The following is a 16,143-nucleotide window of genomic DNA, read 5'->3' as shown; positions in this document are numbered from 1 at the left end:
CATTCGCTCGCAAGAGCATTCTTTTTTAATAGTAGGTTAAGCGCTTAATCTAATTGCGAAGGCGAGGGGGATTCGTTTGAAGACGATCAAGTTGTCGATGGCGCAAGCGTTGTTACGGTTTCTCGACAATCAATACGTATCGGTCGATGGGGAAGAAATCAAATTCGTCAAAGGCGTTATGGGCATTTTCGGACACGGCAACGTGACGGGCATCGGCGAGGCGCTCGAGCGAAGTTCAGGCAGCCTGACGTTCATTCAAGGGAAGAACGAGCAGGGTATGGCCCATGCGGCCACGGCTTTCGCCAAGCAGAGCGGAAGGAAGCAGATCTACGCCTGCACGTCCTCGATTGGCCCCGGCGCGCTGAACATGGTGACGGCGGCCGGCACGGCGACAGTGAACCGGATTCCGCTGCTCCTCCTGCCCGGCGACAACTTCGCCTGTCGTCAGCCCGACCCGGTGCTGCAGCAGCTCGAAGTGCCTAGCGATTATACGGTGTCGGCGGTCGACGCCTTCCGGCCGGTTAGCCGGTATTGGGATCGGATTACGCGTCCGGAGCAGCTGATTACCGCCGCCCTGCAAGCGATGCGGGTGCTGACCGACCCGGCGGAGACGGGCGCCGTCACGCTGGCGCTGCCGCAGGACGTGCAAGCGGAGACGTACGATTATCCGGTTGTCTTCTTCGAGAAACGCGTACATCTGTTGGATCGCCGTCCGCCCGCCCGGGGAGCGATCCGTCGGGCAGCCGAGCTGCTCTCCGGCAAGCGCAGGCCGCTCTTGATCGCAGGCGGCGGCGTCCATTACGCCGATGCGACCGCGGAGGTGGCGGCGTTCGCGTCCGCCTTCGGTATACCGGTGGCGGAGACGCAAGCGGGCAAGAGCGCGCTCCCATGGGATCATCCGCTGAACATGGGCGGCGTCGGCGTCACTGGGACGTTAGCGGCGAACCGGCTGGCGAAGGAAGCGGACGTCATTATCGGCGTCGGCACTAGGTATTCGGATTTCACGACGGCATCGAAGTCGGCGTTCGGCAATCCGGACGCGCAGTTCATCAATATCAACGTCAGCGGTTTCGACTCCGCGAAGCTGAGCGGCATCGCCGTTACGGCGGATGCGAAGGAAGCGATCCGCGCGCTTCATGAAGCGCTGGCCGAGGCGAACTATGCGAGCGGCTACGGCGCAGGCGAGCTGGCCGAACGCAAGGCGGAATGGAATCGCGAAGTGGATCGGCTCTATGCAAGCGAGCATGAAGCTGGGCTGTCTCAGATGAGGGCGCTCGGCGTTATCAACGAGGCCTTGCAGCCCTCTGACGTCATCGTCGCGGCGGCGGGCAGCCTTCCGGGCGACCTGCACCGGCTGTGGCGTCCGGCCCAGCCGAAGACGTATCACATGGAATACGGATTCTCGTGCATGGGCTACGAGGTGAGCGGCGCGTTCGGCGCTGCGCTGGCGGAGCGGGATCGGGACGTCTACGCGGTCGTCGGCGACGGCAGCTATCTGATGCTCCATTCCGAGCTGGTCACAAGTCTGCAGGAAGGCGTCAAGATCACGGTGCTGCTCTTCGACAACAGCGGCTTCCAATGCATCCACAACCTGCAGCGCGGGCACGGCAGCGACGGCTTCGGCAACGAATTTCGCTACCGCGACCCGGCCTCCGGACGGCTCAGCGGCAGCAGCATGCCGATGGATTTCGCCGCTCATGCGCGTAGCCTGGGCGCTAGCGCCTATACGGCCCGCACTTCGGAAGAGCTTCGCGAGGCGATCGAGCAGGCGCGCAAGGAGACGGTATCGACGTTAATCGAGATCAAAGTGCTGCCCGGCACGAATACGGACGGATACGAGTCATGGTGGCGGGTCGACGTGCCGGCGGTGTCCGAAAGTCCGAAGGTGGCGGCCGCCCATCGCGCGATGGCGGAGCGGGTAGGTCAAGCAAGAGAGCTGTAAACGGATAGGTTCGGCCGAGAAGCGGAATGCCGCCTTCCCGGTCTGATGACCGTGAACGCATATGAATCCGTTCCGTTTCACCTCGGGTTACCGGCTCGCGGGGGACGGCGCCGGAAATCCATATAGGAGCAAAAATAGCGAGGAGGAAGCGCATGAGCGACAAACGACCGTTCCGCATCGGCGTTCACCCGATCAACTGGGTGGGCGAGGACGTCCGCGAGCATGGAGCGGATACGACGTACGAGACGATTTTGGACGATATTCGGCGGTTGGGGTTAACCGGCACGGAGATGGGGCGCAAATATCCGCAAGACCCGGTCGTGCTGAAGCAGGAGCTTGATTCCCGGGGCATCCAGCTCGTCTCCCAGTGGAAATCCGTCCTGCTGTCCGATCCCGCGTACCGGGAGTCGGAACTGGCGGCTTACCGGGCGCATTGCGAGTTTCTGAGCGGCATGGGCAGCACGGTCGTCAGCACGGCAGAGGTCGGGGGATCGCTTCACTTTGACCCGCGCCGTACGCCCAGCGAGAAGGAAGTCCTCCGATTAGACGATGCCGGTTGGCGCGCCTTGGCGGAAGGGCTGAACGCGGCGGGGAGCATTGCGCAGGAATATGGGCTGAAGCTGACGTACCATCATCACGGCGGCACCGTCGTGGAGTCCGGCGAGGAGATCGACCGGCTTATGGAACTAACCGACCCTTCGCTCGTCTGGCTGCTATATGACACGGGACACGCGTATTATGGCGGAGCCGATCCGCTGCAGGTGCTGCGCAAGCATTACGACCGCATCGCTTACATCCATCTGAAGGACGTTCGTCGGGCCGTGCTGGACGAGGCGCGCGCGGAGGGCTCAGACTTCGTCACCTGCATCCGCAAAGGCGTGTTCACCGTGCCGGGGGACGGCTGCATCGATTTCGCGCCGATCGTCGCGGAGCTGGTCGAGCGGGGCTATGACGGCTGGGCGATGCTCGAGGGCGAGCAGGATCCGGCGCTACATCCGCCATACGAATATGCGCGCGAGGCGCTGGACTATATCGACACGCTGATTCCGAACGGAGCGCGGGAAGGGGCTGGACATGACCAGTAACGCGATCACATTCAGCGAGGCGAAGCCGCTCGATTTCGTCGCCATTGGCCGGCTGTGCATCGATCTGAACGCCAACGAGATCAACCGGCCGATGGAGGAGACCGTCACCTTCACCAAATACGTCGGCGGCTCGCCGGCAAACATCTGCATCGGCATGTCCAGGCTTGGGCTCAAGACCGGCTTTATCGGCAAGGTAGCGAACGACCAGATGGGCCGCTTCATTACCGGCTATCTCGACCGGGAAGGCATCGACGCTTCAGGCGTCTCGATCGACCGGACGGGCGCCGTCACGGGGCTCGCGTTCACGGAAATCAAGAGCCCGACGGATTGCAGCATACTGATGTACCGGGACAACGTCGCCGATCTGCTGCTCGAAGCGGGTGAAGTGCCGGAATCGCTCATCGCCGATGCGAAGATGCTGCTCATCTCCGGCACGGCGCTGGCGAAGAGCCCTTCGCGCGAAGCGGTGTTCCAGGCGTTGGAATACGCGAAGAAGCACGGCGCCGTCATTGCCTTCGATCTCGACTACCGTCCCTACACGTGGACATCCGATGAAGAGACGGCCGTGTATTACAACCTGGCCGCCGAGAAATGCGATATCATCATCGGCACCCGCGAAGAATTCGACATGATGGAACGGCTCGGAAACAATCCGGAGCGGGACGATCGTATTACGGCGGCGAAGTGGTTCGACCACTCTGCCGACATCGTCATCATCAAGCATGGCAAAGACGGTTCGATTGCGTACTCGAAAGACGGCAACTCGCACCGGGCAAGAAGTTTTCCGGCCAAGGTCGTCAAGACGTTCGGGGCGGGCGACTCTTACGCAGCCGGTTTCCTGTACGGTCTCATGCAGGGCTGGGACATCAGCGCCAGCATGGAGTTCGGCAGCGCCGCGGCGTGCATCGTCATCTCCAGCCACAGCTGCTCGGACGCGATGCCGAAGGCGCCGGAAGTGCATGAGTATATTGAGCGGTGCTTGAAGGGCGAGATTACGAGCGACTAAATATCTTGAGTTTAATCATATTTCGCGAACAAAGAGCGGAGAAAGAGAGATGAATCTGGAGAAGCAATGGTGAATGCTGCGCTTCTGATCTGAAGCGCAAACCAATCACCTATAGCGTTCGCCTTTGGTGAATGCTGCGCTCTCTGCCAGGAGCGCAAACCAATCACCAGTTTGTGAGCGGATATCCACCTTGATTTACTACATTCGAGATATCCGTGAACAACAGCGATCGAAAGATCATCACTCTTGCGCAGCGGTTTCTTATTCGAAATATAAAATTAACGAAAGCGGGGAACCACCAATGACCAACGCATCCGTCCCAACTCTCAACAACCTCATCGGCGGCCAGTGGGTGCCGTCCCGTTCCGGCCGGACCGAGCCGGTCTACAACCCGGCGACCGAAGAGGTGCTGGCCCACGTGCCGATCTCGTCCCGCGAAGAGCTGGACGAGGCGGTCGCTGCCGCGAAGACCGCGTTCCGCGGCTGGAGCAAGACGCCCGTGCCGCGCCGCGCGCGCGTGCTGTTCAAGTACCAGCAGCTGCTCGTCGATCATTGGGATGAGCTGGCGCGGCTGATCACGCTGGAGAACGGCAAAAGCTACACCGAAGCGTACGGCGAAGTGCAGCGCGGCATCGAATGCGTCGAATTCGCGGCGGGCGCGCCGACGCTCATGATGGGCAAGCAGCTGCCGGATATCGCCTCCAATCTCGAATCGGGCATGTACCGCTATCCGATCGGCGTCGTCGGCGGCATCACGCCGTTCAACTTCCCGATGATGGTGCCGTGCTGGATGTTCCCGCTCGCCATCGCGTGCGGCAATGCATTCGTGCTGAAGCCGTCGGAGCGGACGCCGCTCTTGGCGGCCCGGCTGGCCGAGCTGTTCGCGGAAGCGGGCCTGCCGGCGGGCGTGCTGAGCATCGTCCACGGCGCGCATGACGTCGTTAACGGCATCCTGGAGAACCGCGACGTCGCCGCGGTCTCGTTCGTCGGCTCGCAGCCGGTGGCGGAGTACGTCTACAAGACCGGCACGGCCAGCGGCAAACGCGTCCAGGCGTTGGCGGGCGCGAAGAACCATTCGATCGTCATGCCGGATTGCGATCTCGACGCGGCCGTGAACCAGATCGTGTCCGCGGCCTTCGGCTCGGCAGGCGAGCGCTGCATGGCGTGCGCGGTCGTCATCGCGGTTGGCGACGTCGCGGATCCGCTCGTAGCGAAGCTGCAGCAGGCGGCGGACGCGATCACGATGGGCAACGGGCTGGAAGAGGGCGTATTCCTCGGACCGGTCATCCGCGATTCGCACAAGACGCGCACGCTCGGCTACATCGAGGCAGGCGAACGGGAAGGCGCGAAGCTGCTGCGTGATGGCCGTAAAGACGCCGCGGCAAGCGCAGGCGGTTATTTCGTCGGCCCGACGATCTTTGATCACGTCAGCTGCGAGATGAAAATCTGGAAGGATGAGATTTTCGCGCCGGTGCTCGCCATCATGCGCGCCGCGACGCTGGACGAGGCGATAGACATCGCCAACCGCTCGTCGTTCGCGAACGGGGCGTGCCTGTTCACGCAGAACGGCAGCCACGTCCGCCAGTTCCGCGAGACAATCGACGCCGGTATGCTCGGCATCAACCTCGGCGTGCCTGCGCCGATGGCGTTCTTCCCGTTCTCCGGCTGGAAGGACTCGTTCTATGGCGATCTTCATGCCAATGGCACGGACGGCGTCGAGTTCTACACGCGTAAGAAGATGGTAACAGCTCGCTGGTAATGAATGGCGCAAGCGGCAATACAATTGGTTCGAACTATCGCATACATGCAATAAAAGAGGACCCGGTGCAAAGCCAACGATGGCGGAGCGCCCGACTCGGGAGGAGCGGCAGCATGGGCAAGGTGAGAGTAGGCATTATCGGCGCGGGGCGCATCGGCAAAATCCATGCCGATAATTTGCTCCGCATGGGGAATGCGGAGGTCGTCGCGGTTAGCGATCTGTTCGCGGGCGAGGAGCTGCAAACATGGGCGAGCGAACGCGGCATCGGCATCGTGACGACGGATAGCGCCGAGCTGATCGGACATCCGGATATCGACGCCATCTTTATTTGCTCTTCTACGGACACGCACGTGCCGCTAATTATTCAGGCGGCGGAAGCGGGCAAACATATTTTCTGCGAGAAGCCGGTCAGCATGGACGTGAACCGGACCAGGGACGCGCTCGAAGCGGTCCGGACGGCGGGCGTGAAGCTGCAGATCGGCTTCAACCGCCGGTTCGACCATAACTTCAAGCGGCTGCGCGAGCTAGTGGAGCAAGGGCGCGCGGGCGAGCCCCATCTGATCAAGATTACCTCGCGAGACCCGAATCCGCCGAGCGCGACATACATTCAAGTGTCCGGCGGCATTTTCATGGACATGGCGATCCATGATTTCGACATGGCGCGTTTCTTGGCCGGCAGCGAGGTCGAGACCGTATATGCGCAAGGCGCGGTGTTGGTCGATCCGGTATTCCGGGAGCACGGCGATCTCGATACGGCGATTACGACGCTCACTTTCGCCAGCGGAGCGATGGCCGTCATCGACAACAGCCGCCGCGCCGCCTACGGCTACGATCAGCGCGTCGAAGTGTTCGGCTCGAAGGGAGCGATAGCGGCCGACAACGATTATCCGAACACGGTCGTCGTCAGCGACGGGGAGAGCATTGCGCGCGACAAGCCGCTGCACTTCTTCCTGGAGCGCTACAACGACGCCTACATCGAAGAGACGAGACAGTTCATCGACAGCGTGCTGAACGATCGGCCGCTTCCGGTCGAAGGGTTCGACGGGCTGCAGGCGGAGCTGATCGCGCGAGCGGCGAAGGAGTCCGTTAAGCTGGGCAGACCGGTGAAGCTGACCGAATTGACCGCGCTCGCATAATGAGGGAACGGAGGGGGAAAAAGCGTATGGCCAACTTAATCGTACCCGCACAATCTTCGCCCGGCGAAGACGGCTGCGTCCTCTCGATCACGCCGCAATCCGCAGGCTGGGATTACGTCGGATTCGACGTGTTCAAGCTGGTGCCGGGGCAGACGCTGCGGCGCGAGACGGGCGATCAGGAAGCGTGCTTGGTGCTGCTTAGCGGCAAGGCGGACGTATCGACGACCGAGGAGCGTTGGAGCGGCATCGGCGAGCGAATGAGCGTATTCGAGCAATCCCCGCCTTATTCGGTCTATGTGCCAAGCGGCGACCATTATAGCGTGACGGCGCTGACCGAGCTGGAACTGGCCGTCTGCCTGGCGCCGGGCAAAGGCGGGCACGCGGCGCGGCTGATCGCGCCTGGGCAGGTTGGCGTCGAGCATAGGGGAAGCGGCAGCATGGCGCGGCTCGTGCACAATATTCTGCCGGAGAGCGAGCCGGCGGACAGCCTGCTCGTCGTGGAAGTATTCACGCCAGGCGGACATTGGTCGAGTTACCCACCGCACAAGCATGACCGCGACTTCCTGCCGGAGGAATCGCTCCTGGAGGAAACCTATTATTACCATACGAATCCGGCGCAGGGCTTCGCGGTTCAGCGCGTCTACACCGATGATCGTTCGCTGGACGAGACGCTAGCCGTCGCGGACGGCGAGGCCGTGCTCGTGCCAAGAGGATACCATCCCGTGTCGGCGCCGCCAGGCTATGACGTCTATTATTTGAACGTTATGGCGGGACCGACTCGAATATGGAAGTTCTACAACGACCCGGCGCACGCATGGCTGATGCCGCCGCCGGCGGCCAGATAATCATTGAAAGCGGTCTCTATTGCGAGCATAATGGAACTGTAACCGATTACCAGCGAATGGAGAACCTAAACCATGAAAGCGACCATATATGACGTTGCCAAGGAAGCTGGCGTATCCATCGCGACCGTATCCCATGTCATTAACGGCAAAGGAAAGATCAGCAAGGAACGCCGCGAAGAAATCCGGCGCATTATGGTGCGCATGGGCTATAAACCAAGCATGATCGCTTCCGCGCTTACCGGGAAGAAGACGTATGCGCTGGGTTTGCTGGTGCCGGACATCTCCAACCCCTTCTTTGCCGAGATCGCCAGGGCGGTCGAAGACGAGGGACAGCGGCATGGCTACAGCGTCTTTATATGCAGCACGGATAACAAGGACGAGAAAGTCGAACATTATGCCGCGCTGCTCCAGCAGAAGAACGTCGACGGCGTCATTATCGGCACGGGCTTGAAGGAGCTGTCGGCGCTGGACCCGCTGCTGCACGGCGGCATTCCGACCGCCTTCCTCGCGCGGGAGATCCCGTCCGCGCAGGTGCCCTCCGTCGTCGTGGACGATCACGCGGGGGGCGCGGCAGCCGCGGCGCATCTGATCGCGCTCGGTCACCGCAAGTTTGCCGTATTGGCCGAAGAAGAGTCGGTCAGCAGCAGCCGGGAACGCGTGCGCGGGTTCAGGCAGACGCTGGCTGCGGCCGGGATCGTCCTTGATCCGGCGCTTGTGCGGAGCAGCGGCATGAAGGAGAGCATGAACCAGGCGCTGGAGCTTCTTCAAGGGGACGACCGGCCAACGGCGATCTTCTGCTGCAACGATATGCTGGCGATTGGCGCGCTCCGGGCGGCCAAACAGCTGGGACTTCGAATTCCGCGCGACTGCTCGATCGTCGGATTCGACGATACGGTGCTCGCTTCCGTGACGGATCCGCCGCTGACGACCATCGCCCAGCCGATCGAGCAGATGGGGCAGACGGTCGTTCGACTGCTTGTTCGCCTAATTGAGCAGCCGGAAGAGCGTCCCGAGCGAATCGTGCTGACGCCCGCGCTATCGATACGGCAATCGGCGGCATCCCGGCCTCCGGAATGAACAATCCGCAGCTCGGCACTATAATCGAGTCGACAACCCACGTTCGGGAGGACGTGGTTGTTCGCGTTGCACGGTTCGCTTCAGGCGCGAAGCCTACTTATCCCGTATGGCTTATCATTCCATTGCGGCCGCGGAATAATTCATATCGATTAAACAAAGCCTTAAATCGCATTCAAATCGTTGATTTAAGGGAGATTATATTATGATGAAAAAAGGTATCATTCTCGCCGCTGTCCTCATTGTCGCCGGTTGTTCAAGCCACCAGGAGACAACGAGACAGCAGGCTGCCGTTCCGGCCAAAGTCATCCGGCATTCAGGTGTAGCAGCCCCTTCCCGACACACGAATCAAGCATCGTCGATCGCTACGCACCCGGGCGGCGACGGCAACGGGACGCTGCGCGCGAAACAGCTGCCAAACGGCATCACCATTCGAATCGGACAAGGCCAACTCCCGAATGGGGCATATTATTGGACGGGGCAGTACCCGGCAGGCAGCCAGTATGGGTCCGTTCAGCCGGGTATGGGGTGGCCGACAGGCACGTATAAGCAGCAGCCCGCCACGGGACAACCGGCTGTCCAGCAACCGGCTACCCGGCAGCCTGCCGCTGCGCAGCCGTCTTCCGGCTCGTCGCAATTTGCGCAGCAAGTGTTGACGATCGTGAACAAAGAACGCTCGAACGCGGGCCTTCAGCCGCTCACCATGAATGCTTCGCTCTCGAAAGTGGCGATGGCGAAGGCGCAGGATATGTACAACAACAATTATTTTGCCCACCAGTCGCCAACATACGGCTCGCCATTCGATATGATGAAAGCATTCGGGATCACCTATCGGATGGCAGGCGAGAACATTGCGAAAGGCCAGCGGACGCCGCAGGAAGTGATGACCCAGTGGATGAATAGCCCAGGGCATCGCGCCAATATTCTCAAGAACGGCTATACTCAGATCGGCATCGCTTACTATAATGGCGAGTGGGTTCAGGAGTTTACCGGTTAGGTTAGGTTAGGATAGGTTAGGTTACGGAAGTAATCAGCTCGACTTGGGCTGGCATCGTCCCTACGAAATTTGTTCGCGATAACGACAACAACCACGTTCAACATGGACGTGGTTGTTTGGCATACAGCCGTACGTTTCGCACGAACGATCAATTACGAGAAGAAGTTCTCCATGACGCTCCGCTTCATTGCCTCTTTAAAGTCCTCCGCCTGCGATAGAACTTCCGACAACAGGGATGTATAATGCGGCATCGTCGTCGACAGCGAAGCGGAGTTGATTAGCATGACTGTATTTCGACGATGCTTGCGTCACGACTTCTTGCGTGGCGGCGTCGTTTATCACCTCAGCAACCCTCCCGCAGGTCGGCCGTATGTAGAGGATCACACTTGATAGGGGCGATGCGGATGAAGCGAGGACGCAGAGGGCGGTCAGAGACGAGAACCAATTGGTTTCACGACCTTTGGTCGGAGGTTGTCGTCGACCTGCTTGTTCGCGGAGTGTTCCGAGTGCTGGTTCGAATATTCGATTGATCGCAAGCAAGACGGGACCCGAACAATGGAACGCAGTCCCTATTTCCGTTTTTCCTTGATCATGAACTTTGCCGTAAAGCTCCAGCGACAGTTGGTCACCAGTTTGCCGCCAGCAGCCTCTCCGCAGTCCAATAACCGAAGAGCCAACACCGCTATTGCGGCCTGAAGCGTTACATGCTTTAGGCCGTATTTTGCTTCCCGACGAATGCACTCGTCGCAGGCGGCCGAAGCCCGGCTGTATTGGAAAGAGTCTACCCTGGCGCTGTCCGCCTCCTCCTCCGTGAGCACCTCGCAAGCCTCCGTCCCGAGACGGAATCGAGATGATCGAAAATCAGGTACAGTGGAGACGAAGGATTTCCGGTTCGTTTAACTTCCGTTTAAATTCACCCGTTAGAATCAACCCTATCAAAGCATACAGGAGGAACAACGATGGTACAGGTACACAAAGGAGAATGGGCGGTCGAGGCGCGCGGGCTGGTCAAAACGTTCGGCGACAACCGCGCGGTGGACGGCGTCGATCTGAACGTGAAGACGGGCTCGATCTACGGGGTGCTCGGCCCGAACGGGGCGGGCAAGACGACGACGATTCGCATGCTGGCGACGCTGCTGCGTCCGGATGCGGGCTCGGCGCGGATCTTCGGCCATGACGTGGCCAAGGAGTCGCACATCGTCCGTCAGCTGATCGGGGTAACAGGGCAGTACGCCTCTGTTGACGAATCGCTGAGCGCGACCGAGAATTTGATCGTCTTCTCGCGGTTGCTTGGACTCGGGCGCGCCGAGGCGAAGAAGAAGGCGCAGGAGCTGCTGGAGGAATTCGGACTCACGGAGGCGGCGAAGCGGCCGCTCAAAAATTTCTCCGGCGGGATGCGGCGGCGGCTGGACCTGGCGGCAAGCCTGATCGCGCAGCCTCCGCTCATCTTCCTGGATGAGCCGACGACAGGCCTGGACCCGCGAACCCGAACGCAGATGTGGGAGACGATCCGCCGGCTCGTCAAGACGGGCTCGACCGTACTGCTCACGACGCAGTATTTGGAGGAGGCTGACCAGCTGGCCGACCGGATCGCGGTCATCGACCGCGGTCACGTCGTCGCAGAAGGAACGGTAGATGAGTTGAAGGCTTCTGTTGGAACCTCGTCGCTGCATCTGAGCGTTCATCGACGCGAAGAGCTGGAACGAGCTCGCGTAATCGTGGAGCGGGTATTGCAAGTATCGTCCAGCCTCGTGCCCGAAGCGGGCACCATTACGGCGCCGATGGCGGATGCCGATCTGGTGACGGATCTATTGGTCGAGCTGCGCGAGAACGGGATCAAGCTGGCGGAGATGAGCGTGCAGAAGCCGACGCTCGACGAAGTGTTCCTCACGATTACGGGACATGGGGCATCATCTTCGGATACGACGAAAGCGGAGGGGAAATAACATGAATCAACCAACAACGATCATGACAGCCGGCGCGGATCGGCCGCTTCGCCGGCGCGCGAGCCTCGGACAGACGATCCGTAACTCGCTTACGATGGCTTTCCGAGGCCTCCTCAAAATCAAACGCACGCCTGAGCAGCTATTCGACGTCACGCTGCAGCCGATCATCTTCACGCTCATGTTCACCTATATCTTCGGCGGCGCCATCTCCGGCGACGTGCAGAGCTATCTGCCCGTCATCATTCCGGGCATTCTCGTGCAGACCGTCATCGGCACCTCCATCGTGACAGGCGTTCAACTCCGCGAGGATATGGACAAAGGCGTGTTCGACCGGTTCAAATCGCTGCCGATCGCGCGTATCGCGCCACTTGCAGGGGCGTTGCTTGCGGATACGGTCCGTTATACGATCGCGACGGTATTGACGTTCGCAATGGGCTACATCATGGGCTACCGTCCGGACGGCGGTCTGGATCACGTGGCGCTCGCCGGGCTGCTCGTTATCGCCTGCTCCTGGTCGGTCAGCTGGATCTTCGCGTTCTTCGGCGTCATTGCCCGCACGGCGTCCAGCGTGCAAGGCATCTCGATGCTTGTGTTGTTCCCGCTGACGTTCCTCTCGAACGCCTTCGTGCCGGTCGATACGATGCCGGATTGGCTGCAGTGGTTCGTCAACATCAATCCGATTTCCCACCTCGTCTCGGCGGTCCGGGATTTGACGAATACGGGATCAGCTGGTTCGGACCTCGCCATTGCGCTTATTGGGGCGGCAGCGATCGTGGCCGTATTCGCGCCGCTTACGGTGCGGGCTTATATGAAACGAACGTAATAAGTCGAATCGAGCGCAGCCTTTCCTGGCTGCGCTTTTTTGCGGAAGCGGCCAAGCGAAAGGGATTTTTCCATACCTGAGCATGTAACTCCAAATTTGTTAGCGCTTGCTAGACGGCTTGATCGGTCGGATGATATACTGGATTACGGGTGAAGCAGACGATGAATAAGGAAACGACGAACGAAGAAATCGGCGAGAACCAAGAGCAAGATCAGGCGGCCAACGCCCAAGAGCAATTGGGCGAGCTGGTAAAGGCGGTTTTCCATAACGGCCTCGTTGCCTTGAAGACGCACTTCGAAGATGTCGAAGGACAAGTCGTGAACCAAGAGGTTTACGGACCGGTATTCATGTACCAGGTCAAGGACGACGCGAATGACGCGTACGTGACCGGCTTCCTGCTGCGCGAGCTGGTCGCTCGCTTCCAGTCGGGCAAGGATCCTGCCGGATGGCTGGCTTCCTTCTTCTATGAACTCATGAAGACCCCGGGCGGCAAATTGCTGCCGCGACCTCCTGCAGGCGAAGACGAAGCCAAAGCGATGATCGACAACGTGCTCGTGCCGCATTGCATCGCGGCGGTGCGCGAGGAGTTCGAGGGCCAAGAGGTGCACCTCGGGCTGCAGTGGCATCAGGAATACGGTCCCGTATTCGAATCGGGCTTCCCGGAGATCAAGGACGGCAACAACGTATGCGCGGTTCCGCTCCATCTGCTGCTAACGCAAATGCTGCTCAACCGGGACCCGTCGGAGATCATCATTCAAGGGTTGTACAATATTCGCAAGGAACACGGTTTGGACGCATAACGAACCCGGAAACACGCCGATCAGGCGTGTTTTTTTGTATGCGCGGCAAGGGGTGGGAACACCCGGGCAAGTTCCTACTTCGACTTGGTAGGCTTGGCGAATGACGACGAGGCTTCCGCGCGAATCGTTCACCGTCGGCTGCCGACGGTTGGAGGTTCGCGACGATCCTTCAGGAACGAGAAAGCAGGAGGGAGGCCGTTGTTGGCCCCCCATCCTTATTGTAAAACGCCTTATATTTTCACTTCCTTATGCCTTCAGCAGCCAGAGTGCCGGCACGTTCGGCGGCTCCCAGCCTTGCAGCGACGTATGCGGCTGCCGGCAGGTATACGTTTTGCCGCCGTACGTGACCTCGTCCCCGGTTTTGTAGGCGATGCCTGCGGCCCAAGGCTGCGCGCCAGACGGCGGGTTGGTCGTCACGCTCACGAAGGATGCCGCCGAACGGTTGCCGGCCGCATCGACGGCTGTCACGGAGAACGTATACGCTGTGCCCGGCGTCAATCCGCCGATCGTCACGGTCGTATCTGTCACGCTCGATGTTGAACTACCGAATGCGACGGTGTAGCCGGTGACGCCGACGTTATCGGTTGACGCGCTCCAGCCGAGCGATACGCTGGTCGATGTCTTGGCTGTTACGGTCAGATTGCCTGGCGCCGTCGGAGGGCTTACATCTCCGCTTGCGGCATTCGTGCGCACGGTGACTGCGCCGCTTGCCGGCGAGACGTTGCCGGCTGCGTCCTTCGCCACGACCGTGAACGTATAGTTCGTATCTGGCGCAAGTCCCGTAATTTGCGTAGACGTGCCGGTCACGTCTTTCGAGACGGAACCATATTTCACCGTATAACCGGTAACGCCGACGTTGTCGGTCGAAGCGCCCCACGCGAGAGAGACAGTCGTCGCCGTCTTCGCCGTTGAGAGAAGGCCAGCTGGCGCGCCTGGCGCTTGCGTATCCGGCACCGGCGGGACGATCGCGTTCAAATAAGCGCGGTGCTTCGACGAGAACTCGAAGTTGTTGTACTTATCCCAGTTAATCGACCAAGTCATGAGGCCGCCGAGATTCGGGTATCCGGTTGCGCTCCCGCGCGTCTTGTAGCTGGCCAATTGCTGGCCTTTGATGAGCGCATCCAGCGCCTTCTGCACCTCGGCGACCGGGGTGAAGCCGCCACCTGCGTTGTTGTTGGCCGGCAGCCCGAGCAGCACCTGCTCTTGCCGAAGTGCCGGGAAGAACTGATTCGCGTTCTTCGCGACCGGGAAGCCGGTCAGCACCATGTCGGCCATCGCAACATGGAAGTCGGCGCTGCCCATCGTATGATATTGATCGTCCAGGCCGGTGATCGGCCCGGAATTGTAATTCTGCACCTGCAGCCAATCCAAAATGTCTCGCGTCGCGTGGATCACCGGCAAGTAGGCGCCTGCGCGCGAATCGCAGCTAATGCAGCTGCCTCCGTAGAACTGATAGCCGAGTTGGACGAAGAACGTCTCCGGCGCCATCGTCAGCGTGAATTTGTCCGTGCCGAAATAGCCGTTGATGCTCTTCAACGCGTCGATCAGGTTCACGATGACCGGGGTCGTCGGATTGCGGAAGTCGGAATCTCCTTTGTTGAGGTAGAGCGAATGTCCTTCGAAATCGACGTCCAGCCCGTCAAAGCCGTATTTCTCGATAATGCCCTTCATGGAACTGACGAATGCGTCACGTGCGGCAATCGTCGTCAGCTGCACTTGACCGTTGGCACCGCCGATGGAGATGATGACTTTCTTGCCCTTGCTTTTCAAATAAGCGACGTCCGCCTTGAAATCGGCCTCCGAATAATTGTAGGGCGTGAAGGCGATATTCCCGGCCGCGCCGGATGGCTCGGCGAACGAGACGTTGATAACATCGAAATCCGGCGAGACGTCGCGGAGCCGAATAAAGCCCGAACCGTTGTCGAAGTTGTGCCAGTAGCCGACGATTTTGTAGCCGCCGGCCGGCGCCGCCGATGCGACGGGCACGGTAGCGGGCGCAATAATGGCGGCTGGCAAGCTTGCGGCCAATAATGAAGCGGCGAGCGAAATGATGCCGATCATGCGTTTGAATCGAAATCTGTTCATAATGAAGACCTCCTTACCGGAATACGGCTTAATTATGAAGCGCTTTCAAGACGGGGCGATCTTTTCTGCGGCTCAATCGATGTTGGCAGGGCAAGCCTCCTCTCCGGCGCAGGTTAGCGGGACCAAGCGAATAGGGGGATCATCGCCCGAATGTCGCCTAACTCGATTTTCCCACCCCCGAGCATGTTGTTGAAGGGGGAAGTTTCGAGTGTATGGGGGGAATTTCGTTTCGTGGCCGCGCCAGCACGAAAACGGAACAGCAGCAAGTAAGCTTTGTCCGCAAGGACAAAAGCGTGCTCAATTCGAAAGCACCCGCCGACCACCAACCTACACGCCAGCACGAAAACGGAACAGCAGCAAGTAAGCTTTGTCCGCAAGGACAAAAGCGTGCCACGCTCGAAAGCACCCGCCGACCACCAACCTACGCGCCAGCACGAAAACAGAACAGCAGCAAGTAAGCTTTGTCCGCAAGGACAAAAGCGTGCCACGCACGAAAGCACCCGCCGACCACGAACGTACGCGCCAGCACGAAAACGGAGCAGCAGCAAGTAAGCTTTGTTCGCAAGAACAAAAGCGTGCCACGCTCGAAAGGACTCGCCGACCACCAACCTACACGCCAGCTCGAATCGGGTGTCCAGAGGGCAG

At 60.0% G+C, this 16,143-nt stretch carries 14 protein-coding genes; 12 read left to right on the top strand and 2 right to left on the bottom strand.

The window, feature by feature from the left end; all coding sequences use genetic code 11:
* Positions 1 to 76: 76 nt before the first annotated feature.
* From iolD to ACFFSY_RS28950, 8 genes are all read left to right on the top strand, one after another.
* The gene (gene iolD, locus ACFFSY_RS28985; RefSeq protein ID WP_377500775.1) at positions 77 to 1,942 is read left to right on the top strand and encodes a 3D-(3,5/4)-trihydroxycyclohexane-1,2-dione acylhydrolase (decyclizing); all 1,866 of its coding nucleotides are present in this window, start codon (positions 77 to 79) and stop codon (positions 1,940 to 1,942) included.
* Between the two features lie 152 nt (positions 1,943 to 2,094).
* The gene (gene iolE / locus ACFFSY_RS28980; protein ID WP_377500773.1) at positions 2,095 to 3,027 is read left to right on the top strand and encodes a myo-inosose-2 dehydratase; all 933 of its coding nucleotides are present in this window, start codon (positions 2,095 to 2,097) and stop codon (positions 3,025 to 3,027) included.
* A complete protein-coding gene (gene iolC, locus ACFFSY_RS28975; protein WP_377500771.1) occupies positions 3,017 to 4,033 on the top strand; it encodes a 5-dehydro-2-deoxygluconokinase in 1,017 nt (338 codons plus the stop codon). The genes iolE and iolC overlap by 11 nt, the downstream gene beginning before the upstream one ends.
* 301 nt (positions 4,034 to 4,334) lie before the next feature.
* Positions 4,335 to 5,792, top strand: a complete 1,458-nt coding sequence (locus tag ACFFSY_RS28970) for a CoA-acylating methylmalonate-semialdehyde dehydrogenase (RefSeq protein ID WP_377500769.1) — start codon at positions 4,335 to 4,337, stop codon at positions 5,790 to 5,792.
* A gap of 113 nt (positions 5,793 to 5,905) precedes the next feature.
* Positions 5,906 to 6,928: an inositol 2-dehydrogenase gene (gene iolG, locus ACFFSY_RS28965; protein ID WP_377500767.1), complete on the top strand. Its 1,023-nt coding sequence runs from the start codon at positions 5,906 to 5,908 to the stop codon at positions 6,926 to 6,928.
* Between the two features lie 26 nt (positions 6,929 to 6,954).
* Positions 6,955 to 7,773, top strand: coding sequence for a 5-deoxy-glucuronate isomerase (gene iolB / locus ACFFSY_RS28960; RefSeq protein WP_377500765.1), 819 nt, complete (start codon positions 6,955 to 6,957; stop codon positions 7,771 to 7,773).
* A gap of 72 nt (positions 7,774 to 7,845) precedes the next feature.
* Positions 7,846 to 8,850 carry a LacI family DNA-binding transcriptional regulator gene (locus ACFFSY_RS28955; RefSeq protein WP_377500763.1) on the top strand — a complete coding sequence of 335 codons (1,005 nt, stop codon included), beginning with the start codon at positions 7,846 to 7,848 and terminating at the stop codon, positions 8,848 to 8,850.
* A gap of 205 nt (positions 8,851 to 9,055) precedes the next feature.
* Positions 9,056 to 9,844 (top strand): CAP domain-containing protein, encoded by a 789-nt coding sequence (locus ACFFSY_RS28950; protein ID WP_446686139.1) that lies wholly within the window; start codon positions 9,056 to 9,058, stop codon positions 9,842 to 9,844.
* A gap of 569 nt (positions 9,845 to 10,413) precedes the next feature.
* Here ACFFSY_RS28950 and ACFFSY_RS28945 read toward each other — a convergent pair.
* Positions 10,414 to 10,662: a hypothetical protein gene (locus ACFFSY_RS28945; protein ID WP_377500759.1), complete on the bottom strand. Its 249-nt coding sequence runs from the start codon at positions 10,660 to 10,662 to the stop codon at positions 10,414 to 10,416.
* A 141-nt stretch (positions 10,663 to 10,803) separates the two neighbouring features.
* Between ACFFSY_RS28945 and ACFFSY_RS28940 the strand changes: the two genes are divergently transcribed.
* The 3 genes from ACFFSY_RS28940 to ACFFSY_RS28930 all read left to right on the top strand — a co-directional run bounded on the left by ACFFSY_RS28940 (position 10,804) and on the right by ACFFSY_RS28930 (position 13,413).
* Positions 10,804 to 11,790 carry an ATP-binding cassette domain-containing protein gene (locus ACFFSY_RS28940; RefSeq protein ID WP_377500757.1) on the top strand — a complete coding sequence of 329 codons (987 nt, stop codon included), beginning with the start codon at positions 10,804 to 10,806 and terminating at the stop codon, positions 11,788 to 11,790.
* Between the two features lie 22 nt (positions 11,791 to 11,812).
* Complete coding sequence (locus ACFFSY_RS28935) at positions 11,813 to 12,613, top strand: ABC transporter permease (RefSeq protein ID WP_377501552.1); 801 nt, start codon at positions 11,813 to 11,815, stop codon at positions 12,611 to 12,613.
* Between the two features lie 161 nt (positions 12,614 to 12,774).
* Positions 12,775 to 13,413, top strand: coding sequence for a hypothetical protein (locus ACFFSY_RS28930; RefSeq protein WP_377500755.1), 639 nt, complete (start codon positions 12,775 to 12,777; stop codon positions 13,411 to 13,413).
* Positions 13,414 to 13,659: 246 nt separating this feature from the next.
* On the opposite strand, the gene ACFFSY_RS28925 is transcribed toward ACFFSY_RS28930, so the two are convergent.
* On the bottom strand, positions 13,660 to 15,429 hold the full coding sequence (locus ACFFSY_RS28925; RefSeq protein ID WP_377501550.1) for a fibronectin type III domain-containing protein: 1,770 nt from the start codon (positions 15,427 to 15,429) through the stop codon (positions 13,660 to 13,662).
* Positions 15,430 to 15,710: 281 nt separating this feature from the next.
* Between ACFFSY_RS28925 and ACFFSY_RS28920 the strand changes: the two genes are divergently transcribed.
* On the top strand, positions 15,711 to 15,956 hold the full coding sequence (locus tag ACFFSY_RS28920; RefSeq protein ID WP_377500753.1) for a hypothetical protein: 246 nt from the start codon (positions 15,711 to 15,713) through the stop codon (positions 15,954 to 15,956).
* The last annotated feature ends 187 nt before the right edge of the window (positions 15,957 to 16,143 follow it).

Source organism: Paenibacillus aurantiacus (genome assembly GCF_042431225.1).
Taxonomy (GTDB): Bacteria; Bacillota; Bacilli; order Paenibacillales; family Paenibacillaceae; genus Paenibacillus_Z; species Paenibacillus_Z aurantiacus.
The sequence above is the reverse complement of the archived record's forward strand: the minus strand, read 5'-3'. Positions and strand labels throughout refer to the sequence as shown.

Excerpts from the sequence above, each read along its gene's own strand:
- ACFFSY_RS28935 (WP_377501552.1), top strand. The coding sequence starts at position 11,813 with ATGACAGCCGGCGCGGATCGGCCGCTTCGCCGGCGCGCGAGCCTCGGA.
- ACFFSY_RS28955 (WP_377500763.1), top strand. The coding sequence starts at position 7,846 with ATGAAAGCGACCATATATGACGTTGCCAAGGAAGCTGGCGTATCCATC.
- iolE (WP_377500773.1), top strand. The coding sequence starts at position 2,095 with ATGAGCGACAAACGACCGTTCCGCATCGGCGTTCACCCGATCAACTGG.
- iolC (WP_377500771.1), top strand. The coding sequence starts at position 3,017 with ATGACCAGTAACGCGATCACATTCAGCGAGGCGAAGCCGCTCGATTTC.
- ACFFSY_RS28970 (WP_377500769.1), top strand. The coding sequence starts at position 4,335 with ATGACCAACGCATCCGTCCCAACTCTCAACAACCTCATCGGCGGCCAG.
- ACFFSY_RS28950 (WP_446686139.1), top strand. The coding sequence starts at position 9,056 with ATGAAAAAAGGTATCATTCTCGCCGCTGTCCTCATTGTCGCCGGTTGT.
- ACFFSY_RS28930 (WP_377500755.1), top strand. The coding sequence starts at position 12,775 with ATGAATAAGGAAACGACGAACGAAGAAATCGGCGAGAACCAAGAGCAA.
- iolG (WP_377500767.1), top strand. The coding sequence starts at position 5,906 with ATGGGCAAGGTGAGAGTAGGCATTATCGGCGCGGGGCGCATCGGCAAA.
- ACFFSY_RS28920 (WP_377500753.1), top strand. The coding sequence starts at position 15,711 with ATGGGGGGAATTTCGTTTCGTGGCCGCGCCAGCACGAAAACGGAACAG.
- ACFFSY_RS28940 (WP_377500757.1), top strand. The coding sequence starts at position 10,804 with ATGGTACAGGTACACAAAGGAGAATGGGCGGTCGAGGCGCGCGGGCTG.
- iolB (WP_377500765.1), top strand. The coding sequence starts at position 6,955 with ATGGCCAACTTAATCGTACCCGCACAATCTTCGCCCGGCGAAGACGGC.